Genomic DNA, 12,605 nt, shown 5'->3' with positions numbered 1-12,605 from the left:
CATTAAGCTTTAGTTACATACTAAAGCTTGATGAATTCAATATAAAACGAATATAGGAGGTTTAATTGTGGGACTTATTATTACGTGTATTGTAGGTGGACTTATTGGTGCGTTAGCTGGAATGATTACAGGAAAAGACTTTCCGTTAGGTATAGTTGGTAACGTGATTGCCGGATTAATCGGATCTTGGGTAGGTAGTGCGTTATTTGGTCATTGGGGTCCTGAATGGGGAGGCATTTTTGTTCTTCCAGCGTTATTAGGTGCAATCGTCTTTATTTTAATCGTTACATTCTTCTCTAGAATGCTGCGCAAAGCGTAAGTATGATAATAAATAGTAATCTTAAGTTTATTATATATAGTTATAAAGTTAATGAACTGATAAAAATACATAAAAAAGCATTCAATTAAACTAATTTGGATGCTTTTTTATGTATTTTACATAGGAATGAGTGGAGGATGAAGAACCCCCCACTCATTAACATTACACTTTCTATTATGTATTAAGCCATCGTTACCTTTTTACAATTATTTATTCTTACGACTTGCCTTGGTTCTATATGAGATAAGTCCTCGCTATTACTTATATCAACTACAATTGTATTCGTTAGTATGTTAATAATGGAACCAACTAATTTTGTAGCATGATCGTGTCGATAAGAAAATTGAACGAAATCTCCCTTTTTAAAGTTGTGCTCTTCCATAGATAGATCCCCCTAAAAATAATGTTTATACATTATACATACACAAAATTATAAGTTTTAAACATTTATTAGTACGATTTAAGTGTTAAGCCGAGAAAGGTGTAGAAAATTTATTTATAATGAAAATAAAAAAATATGTTTAAAACTAATTTTTATGGGTAATTAAATAGTAAAAGTTCGAGATAAGGGGGCGGAAATGATGAATTTGGCAATAAATATTTTGCAAAATGATGTAGGTTATACGGTACAACTTAATGGTGAGATTGATGCGTATACGGCATCAGATTTAAAAAATAAGGTAATGCCTATTACAAGCGAAAAAGAGGTTCATATTGTAGTAGATTTTCATAACGTAGATTATATGGATAGTACAGGCTTAGGAGTTTTTATAGCTTTATTAAAAGCAGTTAAGAAAAATGATGGGAAGCTAGAGTTTACTGGTGTGTCTAAAAGGCTAAAAAGATTATTTGATATTACAGGGCTAACAGAAATATTAAATTTGAATTCCGATTTTGAAAAAGTAGAAAGAAGGTGACTAGGGATGATGGAGAGATTTGAAAAGATAGAAATGAAAATTCCTGCAAAAGCAGAATATGTGGCTATTATTCGTTTAACAATGGCTGGTGTTGCGAATCGAATGGGCTTTGCTTATGACGATATAGAAGATATGAAAATTGCTATTAGTGAAGCTTGTACAAACATTGTACAACATGCATATAAAGAAGACGTTGGAGAAATTACAATTGTCTTTGGCTTATATGAAGATCGATTAGAAATTATGGCTGCGGATAATGGAGTTAGCTTTGATTTTAATAGCTTAAAAAGTAAAGTTGGTCCGTATGATATTAATAAACCAGTAGAACATTTGCCAGAAAATGGTTTAGGTTTATATTTAATCAATACGTTAATGGATGATATACAAATTATGCATGATGAGGGCATGACAGTTTTAATGACAAAATATATACAAAGAGAGCAGGTGGAGAATGATGGAAATCCAATCTCAACCTACAAATCTTACTAAAGAAGACGTTATTAAACTAATTGCAGACTTCCAACAAAACCAATGTGATGAAGCACAGGAAAGATTGGTTAATCACTATAAAAATCTTGTATACTCCATTGCATATCGCTATTCAAAAGGTGGGCCGATGCATGAAGATATTATACAAGTAGGAATGTTAGGGCTCTTAGGTGCAATAAGAAGGTATGATTATTCGATAGGGAATGCTTTTGAGCCGTTTGCAATACCTACAATAGTAGGCGAAATAAAGAAATATTTACGTGATAAAACTTGGGGTATTCACGTTCCAAGGCGAATTAAAGATTTAGGCGGGAAGATTAAACTTGCGATAGAGGAGCTAACAGATCGTTTCCAGCGTTCACCGAAGATTATAGAGATTGCAGATCATTTAGGACTATCCGAAGAGGAAGTGCTAGAAATTATGGATGCGAAAAATAATTATCGCGTATCTTCCTTAGATGATGTAGTTGAAAATTCATCTGATGGCAGTTCGGTAGCGAGGATTGAATCTGTAGGTGAAGTAGAGCAAGGATATGAAGAGACAGAAAGGCGTCTCGTTTTAAAGGATATTTTCAACGTATTAAATGACACAGAAAAGAGTGTTATTCATTATATATTTGGAGAAAATTTAAATCAAAAAGATACAGGGGAACGGTTAGGTATTTCACAAATGCACGTTTCTCGTATTAAAAGACAAGCGATAAGTAAATTGAAGCAAGCAGCATTTTTAGATACATAAAAATTTAAAATCATTATGTTTAAAACATGAGAAAAGGGGTAGTTATTAAATATAGGAGGAGATATAAAAATGTCACACGATGTGAAAGAACTAATCGAAGGATTGAATGAAGATTTAGCAGGAGAATACTCAGCAATTATTATGTATAACCATAATGCAGCTACAGTTTCTGGTATATATAGACCAGTGTTAAAACCTTTCTTTGAATCTGAAATTAGTGATGAACAAGGACATGCCCTATATTTAGCGGAGAAAATTAAGACGTTAGGTGGTACACCTACTACAATCCCTTTACCAGTGAAACAAGTAGAAGATGTTAGAGAAATGTTAGAGTCGGCTAGACAATCAGAATATGAGACAATAAAGCGTTATGAAACGAGAAAAGAACAGGCAGCGAAATTAAATATGACAGAGTTAGTTGTAAAGTTAGAAGATATGATTGCAGATGAAACAAATCATATGGAAGAATTAGATCGTCTTTTAAATGACAAAGCAATGGTGTTAAATTAATAGTGGAAATTTATAGAATGAAAGAACAAACTCTCATTTCTGGGGGTTTGTTCTTTTGCTGTATAAAAATTATGTTAGAGTAGGAAATTTTCATTTTGTAACTGAGTATGCAATACTAGAAAAATAGAAAATGATAATAGATTTACATTTTAAATAAGAAAAGGGGAAATAACTTGTGTCCATTTTAATTGTCGATGATAATCCGGTTAACATCTTTGTAATTGAAAAAATTTTAAAACAAGCCGGATATCAGGATCTTGTATCGCTGAATTCTGCACAAGAGCTTTTCGAATATATTCAATTTGGAGAAGATTCTTCCAGGTATAATGAAATTGATTTAATCTTATTAGATATTATGATGCCTGAAATTGATGGACTTGAAGTTTGTAGGCGATTACAAAAAGAGGAGCAGTTTAAAGATATTCCTATTATTTTTGTTACAGCTTTAGAGGATGCCAATAAATTGGCCGAAGCTCTTGATATGGGGGCAATGGATTATATTACGAAACCTATAAATAAAGTTGAACTATTAGCACGTATGCGTGTAGCGTTACGCTTGAAATCGGAATTAAATTGGCATAAAGAACAAGAAGAAAATCTTCGGAATGAACTAGATTTAGCTACGCAAGTACAAAGAAACTTATTAAGTACCCCATTAAGAGAAGATTATATAAAAATTGAAGCAAGTTACTTACCTTCATTTAAATTAGCTGGAGATATGTATTATTGGTATAAAATCGATGAAAACCGCTACGGTATTATATTATTAGACGTGATGGGACATGGTATATCTGCTTCATTAGTTTGTATGTTTATTTCGTCTGTATTACGTGAAACGATTAAATCTTTAATCGATCCAGAACTTGTCATTAAAGACTTAAATAAATATATGACTCTTTTACATAATGAGAATGACGATATTCCATATTATTTTACAGCGATATATTTAGTAGTAGATACAGAAAAGAGAACGATTGAATATGTAAATGCAGGGCATCCTTCTGGATACGTTTTAGTTGATGAAACAAATATGGTTGAACTAAATCGCGGGAGTTGTGCGGTAGGATTTTTTGATGAAATAAAAGTTAAAAAGACAGTTATACCTTTTGAGAAGAACGCTCAAATCGTATTGTTTACAGATGGTGTTCTTGAAGCAATTGCAAATGATGAATTTGAGGCTGAAGAGAAATTACGTACTTTTACAGAAAGAAAATGGGGAGATTTAGAAGGCGAGATAGAAGGGTTTTACAAGGAAGAACAAAAGAAAGCGCAATCAGATGATATGTGTCTAATTATGATACAAACGAATGCGAAATAAAAAGCGTATGAAATCCAAACAGAGGATTTCATACGCTTTTTATTGTATTTTTTGATAAATTTGTTCGCTAGGATTAAATTGGGTATAATGCGGCATTATATTTGAAAAACGAAGAGTTTCTTTATTTCCTAAACATAGAAAACCATTGTGACCTAAGCTTTCATAAAATAGTTGCTGCACTTGATTTTGAAGTTTACTTGTAAAGTAAATTAAAACGTTACGACAAAGTATAATATGAAACTCGTTAAAAGATTGATCGGTTACTAAATTATGCTGTGCAAAAATAATGTTTTGTAAAAGTGATGGATTAAAATAAGCAAAACGATTATCTGTTGAATAATAGTTAGAAAATGCTTGTGTACCGCCAGCTTGTAAATAATTTTTCGTATAAGTTTGCATTTTATTTAACGGGAGGATAGCTTGTTTTGCTTTTTCTAACACATTTGTATTCATATCTGTTGCGTAAATAACCGACTTTTCACTTAATCCTTCTTCGTGAAGTAAGATGGACATTGATAATACTTCTTCACCAGTTGCGCATCCAGCATGCCAAATTCTAATTTCAGGTTGCTTTTTTAATTCAGGAATAACATGCTCTCTAAGCGCTTTAAAAAAGGCAGGGTTACGGAACATCTCAGTTACATTAATCGAGAAATCATTTAATAACTGTTCTAAAACCCCTTCCTCGTGAATTACTTTTTCAATTAATTTTGAAATGGTAGGGATATTAGAGAGCTGCATTCTATTACAAATTCTTCTATAAATAGATGTGCGAGCATATTGGCGAAAATCAAATCCTGATAGTTTAAATACCGCTTCCAATAGTAATTCAATTTCTAAGTTCGTGCGCTCATCCGTATCTACTGATGGATCAAAATTATAATACTTATTTTCCACTCCAACTAAACCTCACTTATTTTATTAACCATACACTCATTACCGAATAGAGTTGATGTAGATTTAATGGTTTACTTATATAATCTGAAGCGCCAGCAGATAAACATTTTTCCTTATCATTTGGCATTGCTTTAGCAGTTAATGCGATAATAGGTATTTCATTTAACCCTAAGTTCATTCGGATATTTTCCATCGTTTCATAACCGTCCATATTAGGCATCATAATATCCATTAAAATAAGGTCAATATTTGTATTACTTTTTAGTATTTCTAAACACTCTAAGCCGTTTTGGGCAGTAATAATGTTGGCATTTTGTTTTTTTAATGCGTTTTGTAACGCAAATATATTTCGATGATCATCATCGACAATTAAAATGGTTTTCTCTTGGAAGACGTTATTTGTTTCGGGAGTAACGATAGTTTCTTCAACAACTTCAGCAGGAATAACATCTTCTATCGTTGCTGCGACTTCTAAATTGGATAACTGTATATCATGTAATCCATTTGGCAGGTTAGGAATATATACAGTGAAAGTACTACCTTCTCCTACATTACTCTCTAACGTAATCCAACCACCTAACAATCTAGCAAACTCTTTACAAATAGATAAACCTAATCCTGTACCACCATACTTCCGAATCGTTGCGCCATCTGCCTGTTGAAAGGCTTCGAAAATAAGTTGATGCTGTTCTTTAGCGATACCAATACCAGTATCTTTTACTGAAATTGTAATCCAATCTTTACTTATAGACTGCATATCATGACTTAAATTACTTGTTTCTATCGAATCGAAATGTAAAGAAACGGATCCTTTTTCTGTAAATTTAAATGCATTGGATAATAAGTTTTTAATAATTTGCTCAATCCGTTTTGCATCTGTATAAAACAGATCAGGAATCGTATCACTGTCTTCAATAGTAAATTCGACATTTTTTTGTGCAGCTATATGTAAAAAGTTTTGATGCATATTGGCTGCCATGTCACTTATGTTCGTTGCTTCAAAAATGATGTCTAGTTTGCCTGCTTCTACTTTAGATAAATCGAGTATGTCATTAATTAAAGTAAGTAAGTCTTTCCCTGATGAATGAATGACAGTTGCTAATTCAATCTCATCGTCGGATAAATTGTTATCATGATTTTCTCTTAACATTTCAGATAATAGTAAAATACTATTTAACGGTGTGCGTAATTCATGTGACATATTTGCTAGGAACTCAGATTTGTATTTTGAGCTGCGTAACAACTCGCTTGCTTTTTCTTCTAATTCTGATTTAGTAATTTGTAAGTCAGCTGTCTTCTGCTCAGCCTCTTCAGTTCTAGACTCTAATTGTTCATTCGTTGTTCGTAATTCTTCTGCTTGCATTTGTAGTTCTTCCGCTTGCGTTTGCAATTCTTCTGATTGAACTTGTAACTCTTCTGTCATTGCTTGTGATTCATGTAAAAGAGTTTGAATTCGCATACGTCCCATAATGCTATGGATTGTTAAACCTAGATTATCAACGGTTTGTTGAATTAAATCTTGATGTAAATCTGAAATCTCAGTTACACTTACTAACTCCATTACTGCGATTACTTCATCCTCAAATAAGATAGGGATGATTAATAGATTTTTAGGACGTATTTCTAATACTCCGCTAGTGACATAACGAAACTCTTCGGGTATATCCCTGAGAATAAAACTTTTCTTTTCTAAGGCAGACTGTCCAATGAAACCTTCACCCATTTGAATGGATTGTTTCCCAATATCAGCACCTTGATCGGCGAAAGAAGCTTTTTTCACATAGTAGACAGTTTCTTCATATTCTTCACGTACATAAAATGCACCGCAAGAAGTTTGCGTTTTTTGTATAATTCCACTAAGAATTTTTTTACCTAACATCTCAATAGAAGATACACCTTGATACATTAAAATTAATTCTGCAAGCTCCGTTTGTAACCACTCTCTTTTCGATATTTCGTCTAGTAGGTGATTCGTTGTATGAGCAAGATCTTTTATTTCATCACGTGTGTTTACATGAATTCTTTCCGTGATTTTTTCTTTAGAAGAAATGGATTTAATAGCTTGAATTACATTTTTAATCGTTTTTGTAATGGAATTCGAAATATAGAGTGAAATGATAATAGAAATACAAGAAAGTAAGAACAATAAACTGTATAACCAAATCTCTAATTTATTATTTTCAGTATCTAATTGTGCTGCTCTTTTTTTCGTTAATTGCTCCTCAGTGCTACGGAAGTTAGTTACCTGTGACTGTAATGACTGAATTTGAGTCGTGTCGATTGTTTGTACATTATTACTATTATGATTTGCAATTAACGGGTGAATCTCTTTATTTATCCAACTAATAATATTTTCGTTAATCTGTTTTAATTTTTCTTGCTGAGATGGGTTATCCTCTAATAATGAGAAAAGATCTTGATAATGCTTTTCGTAATCCTTTTCCGCAGAATTAAGAGATTGTACGTAATTTGGATTATTAGAAATGATAAACCCTTTCGCTTTATTTTCAATTGTTAGTAAATCTTTCTCCACTTGATTTGTTAAATTGAGAACTTTAAAATCGTGATCAATAATAAAATTACGAGATTTTTGTAAATTAGAAATCTCATTGTTCAACATAATGAAAGAAACAAGTAAGAACAAAATGATAACTAAATAACCAGCCATAATTTTGTAGCGAATACTAAATTTTGCTTTCGAGTTCATTAAAAATTCCTACCTTCAAGGTTATTAAAACTTTTCTATTTTAAAGAATGAAAAACGTAATATATATTATATCAGTTTTCATAAGGCTAAACTAGAAATCCCCCTATTGTATTAGGGGGTTCTTTTTTAATAGAGGAAATCATTTTGAAATATAAAACTATATATGAAAAGTAACAATCGAGGGAATAGGGGATAACAAAACTTTTAAGAAGGGAAGAGTGTTCTTAAAGCTCTTTTTGCATCTATTCCTTCAAAAATAAATAATACAAGATCTCTCTTTTTTACAGTAAGGAAAAAGGATACTAGAGTGCTTAAGTTTTTAATAGAAGTAAGTGTTCCGTGTTTACTTATAAATACATTCGTTTGAAATGTTGTCATTAAAGCATAAAAATGATGAATTTGAGTTATTGTAGGTGTTTCATTATAAGAAATAGTAGTAGAGTGAATGGCGTTCATCGTAATATTCCTTTCCATATAGTAAGCATAACAATATAAACATACCCGTTTTAAAAAATGTTAAACATATAAATAAGAAAAAATATAATTATAGTTTTTTACGTTTAGAAAAGGTTAGGAAGGGTATACATATACTACAAAGAGATTGACTGAAGATGAATTGTAGGATGTCTATGTTTAGTAGATTAGTCTATCAAAATATACTTTTACTTTAAATAAAAAGGAGCCTGGTATACATGAATGAAATGATGATTAATATTACATTTGATTTAATTTACTTGTTAAGTAGTTCACTTGTAGTGCTTTTACTATTCGCTTTTTTCATAAATGGTTATGTTAATAAGAAAATTAGTGTATACAGAAATGAAGAAAAATAAAAATACATTATATAAAACTTTAGGAGGTTAATAGTTATGAATGTAGATAGAAAAATAGTAGGTGTTTTTAGAACAATTGATGATGCGGCACTCGTTATTAATGAATTAAATGATAAAGGATATTCAGCAGATAACATTTCAGCTATTGCGAAAGATCAAAAGGAAATTGAACATCTAGAAGAAAAATCGGGTGAAAAAGTGAATAGCGAAACTGCACATAAAGCAGATATCTTTTCAGCGACAGGGCTTGTGGCTGGAGGAGTAGCAGGCGGGCTCGGTGGTTTATTAACAGGTCTTGGTATACTTGCCGTTTCTGGAATGGGTCCAATTGTAGCAGCAGGACCAATCGCAGCAGCTATTGGAGGAGCTGGTATTGGCGGAGGAGCTGGAAGTTTAATAGGAGCATTTATCGGCTTAGGAATCCCTGAAGACCATGCTAAAAAGTATGAAGAATATATTTACGATGGAAATATATTAATTTTAGTAGATGCAAAATTAGATGATAAGTTAGAAATCTATAAAATATTTGATAAGCATAATGCCTATAACTCTGATTTCTTTAAATAAAATGTAAACAAAGTGAATATCGTTTTTGATCTTACAACTTTGGCGCGGCCGAGGAGTCGTATGACTATAAGAGAGGAAGGGCTTATAGTAAAAGATCAAGTCCTATTATGATATTGAGAAGGGAAGAGGTGTCTATTCGTGATTGTAAAAATATTAAAGGATAGTAGTAATAGTTTCCTTTGCACAGTTCAAAGTAAAAATGGAGATCGGTATGTGAAAAAATGGTTTAGTAAACATGAAAATAATAAAGAATTAGGGCGACCAACTTTTAAAGAAGTAGAAAAGGATTGGAAAGAAAATAGAGACTCGTTTATGTATCCCAATATTAAAGCGCTTTATTAAAATGAAACATAAAGCGCGTTTTATTATTACAAAATTGTCACACTCCTGTAAGGTAATTCAATAGATTAGTTACTTTTTCCATGTCATAATAAAGACATAAGAAAGCTAATCAAAAATTATAATTTATAGGAGAGTGTCAGTCATGATTGTAACAACAACGTCTGGAATTCAAGGTAAAGAAATTATTGAGTATATCGATATTGTAAATGGTGAAGCTATTATGGGTGCAAATATTGTCCGCGATTTATTCGCTTCTGTTCGTGATGTTGTCGGTGGTCGTGCTGGTTCTTATGAAAGTAAGCTAAAAGAAGCTCGTGATATTGCGATGGACGAAATGAAAGAACTTGCAAAACAAAAAGGTGCGAACGCTATCGTTGGTGTTGACGTAGATTACGAAGTTGTTCGTGATGGAATGTTAATGGTTGCTGTAAGTGGTACAGCTGTACGTATATAAGTAAATAAAAAACAGGCTTACCCCTTGAAGTTTATGCTTTGAGGGGGTTTTTTGTTTTTAAGTTGTAGAAGTAAACTCCAGTTGCAAGGGTAAAATGAAAAAGAGACAGTGATGCTACATATATGTAGCGTGAGTGCAAACTTTATAATAAATAATAAAGTTGTTATTTGAGATAATGGAAGAATTAGTGGTATAAATAACTTTATAGATAATAATCAAAATAGAGAAGACAGAATGTTCATGGATGGAATGGTTAAGGGGATTTTCCAATCTGTAATAAAAAACGGAGGTACTGAGAACGGTTTACAGATGTCTACTACATAAAATTTATAATGGATTGGGGGCAATTTTTATGTTTTGGTTAGGATGTTTTTTAGGATACATTGTAGGTTCTGTTATTACATGTGCGCTACTTTACTTTGGATATAGATCCAATGAAAATAAAAAAGCGGATATGCAAAAAGGGGAGGAGAGAAAAATCAATCAAAGAGGTGTATAGTAGGCGAAAGGTAAGGTGATAACATTGATGCAAAAATAAAGGACAGTTACATATTTTATATGATTACTATGTACTGTCCCGCTTATTCCTTTTGGATTAGGAAAAATTGTTTCCTGTCTTGCTATAAATTTCATAGGCGAAAAAACCAAATAAATAGCCTATTCCGGATCCTAAACTAATTGAAAGTAGTGAGAAATCTGGGGAAAACATGCCGAAAATCAAACCAATTATACAGCCGACAAGCATTCCTATAGGTATGAAAATGTCTAATAAAATTTGAGCCTCATTTGATTTTTTCTTACCCAATTTGCCGTGCTTATATTTATGTTCCAATCTTTTTATTACAAATACTACAATTCCGCCGACTAGTATAATAGGCCAAATTGCCGAAATGAACCACATGTTAGAAGCTCCTTTCACCTTTCAATATAATTGTACCAAAAAATTACAATTATAGACTGCTAAACGTACTATCTAGTCTATTTAAAAGGTAAATGCAAAAGACTTCTTCTTTTGCATTTAATAACTCGTCAAAAACACTTTCCGATACGATAAACTTAACTAAATCTATACAATTCAATCAAATTTACACAAGTTAGTGCTTCATCGTGTTCTCGCAACCCCGAAGGGACGAGGGGTATAACACTCCACACGAGGCAGTATCGTTACCTCCTATTATCAAGCATTTATTTTACCCATCTTGATAAATTTATCGACGCATTTACATCCCTATCGTGATAGCTATTGCATGAAGCACAACACCACTCACGTATTTTTAAGCTCCACTGTCCTTCTGGTTGAACTGAATGGTCGTATTTTACTCCGCAACATGAGCAAATCTTGCTTGAAGCGAACCATTTATCAGCTTTTACATACGCAATGCCGTACTTCTCGCACTTGTATGACAAACATTGAAAGAAGAAGTGTAATTTTTGAAATGAAAATGCTTTCGATAGTTTTTTGTTTTTTAACAGGTTTGAAATAGATAAGTCTTCCACAACAATCCTCATTGGTTTGGTTTTCACCAATTTAGCTGTTGCTTGATGGATATGGTTATTTCGGATATTCATAATTTTCCTAGATAACCGCAGGTGCTCAGCTTTCGCTTTTTCATATCCAGCAGATTGAATTTTCACACCTTTTTTAAATCTCCTAGACATATCTCTTTGCGCTGACTTTTTCCTTTTCAAAAGTTTTTTAACCTTGGCGTCTTTGTTTATATTTCGTTCTTTCGTACCATTAGAAGCTACAAACAGCTCTTTTAAACCAACATCCACACCGATTGACTCATTGGTTAGTTCTTGTGATTCAAAGTCTTCTTGGAACCCCACACTAATCCACCAGTGACGACCATCAAAGGTAACTCTTGGATTGGATGGTTTTTTATTTCTTGGTAGTTGTTGGCTTGTTTTCACTTCTCTAATAGACTGAATATGAACGACTTTTTTTCCTATACTCAGTCTTTCATAATTGGCATAAAATCCTTGGATCAAATCTTTTTTTGATTTATAAGAAGTGTGAGAACCATTTTTGTACTTTTTGAACGTATTTTTTCTCGCCGTATCAAAATCTTTTGAAGCCTGTTTAGGAACTTGTGCATTAATGTCTTTTAACCACTCATATCTCTTTCGCTTCTTGATCTTTGTAAATCGTTTCTGTAAAGCTAACTGTGAAACAGATTTTCCAACTAGCTTATAGTATCTATCACTCATTCTTTTACAATAGTTATAAGCGAATCTTGCAGCACCGGCATGTTTTTTAAGCACTTGTTCTTGTTCAGGCGTTGGAATCAGTCTAACTTTCTTCGCCAATATCATCAGAATGTAACTCCTTTAATGAAAGATTTGTTCTTCTGAATCGTAGCGTGTTCCACCAGCATTCTCCTGAGACTACTCGGATGCAAACCTGTTAATTCTGATACTTGACTAACTCGTAAAAATTTCATTATTATTCTTACCTCATTGAATCCACCATAGCACATACGTTCGATATATTCAATGAGGTTTGATAGATT

At 32.4% G+C, this 12,605-nt stretch carries 17 protein-coding genes; 11 read left to right on the top strand and 6 right to left on the bottom strand.

Annotated elements, in window-relative coordinates; all coding sequences use genetic code 11:
* The first annotated feature begins 67 nt into the window (after window positions 1-67).
* Entirely contained in the window at window positions 68-319 is a 252-nt protein-coding gene (locus ACUN13_RS10380; protein ID WP_000522903.1) for a GlsB/YeaQ/YmgE family stress response membrane protein, read from the top strand.
* A gap of 181 nt (window positions 320-500) precedes the next feature.
* Here ACUN13_RS10380 and ACUN13_RS10375 read toward each other — a convergent pair whose 3' ends face one another.
* Window positions 501-701, bottom strand: a complete 201-nt coding sequence (locus tag ACUN13_RS10375) for a hypothetical protein (RefSeq protein ID WP_000391011.1) — start codon at window positions 699-701, stop codon at window positions 501-503.
* A gap of 196 nt (window positions 702-897) precedes the next feature.
* On the opposite strand from ACUN13_RS10375, the gene ACUN13_RS10370 reads away from it, so the two are divergent.
* The 5 genes from ACUN13_RS10370 to ACUN13_RS10350 all read left to right on the top strand — a co-directional run bounded on the left by ACUN13_RS10370 (window position 898) and on the right by ACUN13_RS10350 (window position 4,292).
* On the top strand, window positions 898-1,236 hold the full coding sequence (locus tag ACUN13_RS10370) for an STAS domain-containing protein (protein WP_002060869.1): 339 nt from the start codon (window positions 898-900) through the stop codon (window positions 1,234-1,236).
* 6 nt (window positions 1,237-1,242) lie between these two features.
* Window positions 1,243-1,725: an anti-sigma B factor RsbW gene (gene rsbW / locus ACUN13_RS10365; RefSeq protein ID WP_000970580.1), complete on the top strand. Its 483-nt coding sequence runs from the start codon at window positions 1,243-1,245 to the stop codon at window positions 1,723-1,725.
* Window positions 1,688-2,464 carry an RNA polymerase sigma factor SigB gene (sigB, locus tag ACUN13_RS10360; protein ID WP_002093898.1) on the top strand — a complete coding sequence of 259 codons (777 nt, stop codon included), beginning with the start codon at window positions 1,688-1,690 and terminating at the stop codon, window positions 2,462-2,464. Before rsbW ends, sigB begins: the two co-directional genes overlap by 38 nt.
* A 69-nt stretch (window positions 2,465-2,533) precedes the next feature.
* The gene (locus ACUN13_RS10355) at window positions 2,534-2,974 is read left to right on the top strand and encodes a ferritin-like domain-containing protein (protein ID WP_257115895.1); all 441 of its coding nucleotides are present in this window, start codon (window positions 2,534-2,536) and stop codon (window positions 2,972-2,974) included.
* 175 nt (window positions 2,975-3,149) lie between these two features.
* Window positions 3,150-4,292: a fused response regulator/phosphatase gene (locus ACUN13_RS10350; RefSeq protein ID WP_257115896.1), complete on the top strand. Its 1,143-nt coding sequence runs from the start codon at window positions 3,150-3,152 to the stop codon at window positions 4,290-4,292.
* Between the two features lie 39 nt (window positions 4,293-4,331).
* Here ACUN13_RS10350 and ACUN13_RS10345 read toward each other — a convergent pair whose 3' ends face one another.
* The 3 genes from ACUN13_RS10345 to ACUN13_RS10335 form a co-directional block, all read right to left on the bottom strand.
* Window positions 4,332-5,189: a CheR family methyltransferase gene (locus ACUN13_RS10345; RefSeq protein WP_000429042.1), complete on the bottom strand. Its 858-nt coding sequence runs from the start codon at window positions 5,187-5,189 to the stop codon at window positions 4,332-4,334.
* A 16-nt stretch (window positions 5,190-5,205) separates the two neighbouring features.
* Window positions 5,206-7,896 carry an ATP-binding protein gene (locus ACUN13_RS10340; protein WP_257115898.1) on the bottom strand — a complete coding sequence of 897 codons (2,691 nt, stop codon included), beginning with the start codon at window positions 7,894-7,896 and terminating at the stop codon, window positions 5,206-5,208.
* A 204-nt stretch (window positions 7,897-8,100) separates the two neighbouring features.
* The gene (locus ACUN13_RS10335) at window positions 8,101-8,352 is read right to left on the bottom strand and encodes a hypothetical protein (RefSeq protein ID WP_000991357.1); all 252 of its coding nucleotides are present in this window, start codon (window positions 8,350-8,352) and stop codon (window positions 8,101-8,103) included.
* A gap of 236 nt (window positions 8,353-8,588) precedes the next feature.
* On the opposite strand from ACUN13_RS10335, the gene ACUN13_RS10330 reads away from it, so the two are divergent.
* The 5 genes from ACUN13_RS10330 (at window position 8,589) to ACUN13_RS10310 (ending at window position 10,591) form a co-directional block, all read left to right on the top strand.
* A complete protein-coding gene (locus ACUN13_RS10330; protein ID WP_001004570.1) occupies window positions 8,589-8,729 on the top strand; it encodes a hypothetical protein in 141 nt (46 codons plus the stop codon).
* Between the two features lie 36 nt (window positions 8,730-8,765).
* On the top strand, window positions 8,766-9,296 hold the full coding sequence (locus tag ACUN13_RS10325; RefSeq protein WP_001100090.1) for a general stress protein: 531 nt from the start codon (window positions 8,766-8,768) through the stop codon (window positions 9,294-9,296).
* A 138-nt stretch (window positions 9,297-9,434) separates the two neighbouring features.
* Window positions 9,435-9,638 (top strand): DUF4028 family protein, encoded by a 204-nt coding sequence (locus ACUN13_RS10320; protein ID WP_098283705.1) that lies wholly within the window; start codon window positions 9,435-9,437, stop codon window positions 9,636-9,638.
* Between the two features lie 142 nt (window positions 9,639-9,780).
* Window positions 9,781-10,092, top strand: coding sequence for a YbjQ family protein (locus ACUN13_RS10315; RefSeq protein WP_000637511.1), 312 nt, complete (start codon window positions 9,781-9,783; stop codon window positions 10,090-10,092).
* 352 nt (window positions 10,093-10,444) lie between these two features.
* Window positions 10,445-10,591 (top strand): hypothetical protein, encoded by a 147-nt coding sequence (locus tag ACUN13_RS10310; protein WP_257115899.1) that lies wholly within the window; start codon window positions 10,445-10,447, stop codon window positions 10,589-10,591.
* 96 nt (window positions 10,592-10,687) lie between these two features.
* Here the strand turns inward: ACUN13_RS10310 and ACUN13_RS10305 are convergent, their stop codons facing one another.
* Window positions 10,688-10,993 carry a hypothetical protein gene (locus tag ACUN13_RS10305; RefSeq protein WP_114159516.1) on the bottom strand — a complete coding sequence of 102 codons (306 nt, stop codon included), beginning with the start codon at window positions 10,991-10,993 and terminating at the stop codon, window positions 10,688-10,690.
* 284 nt (window positions 10,994-11,277) lie between these two features.
* A complete protein-coding gene (locus ACUN13_RS10300) occupies window positions 11,278-12,408 on the bottom strand; it encodes an RNA-guided endonuclease InsQ/TnpB family protein (protein ID WP_257115900.1) in 1,131 nt (376 codons plus the stop codon).
* Between the last annotated feature and the right edge of the window lie 197 nt (window positions 12,409-12,605).

Source organism: Bacillus cereus group sp. Bce041 (assembly GCF_052646455.1).
Note: the sequence above shows the minus strand (reverse complement) of the source record. Positions and strands in the feature narration are given on the sequence as shown.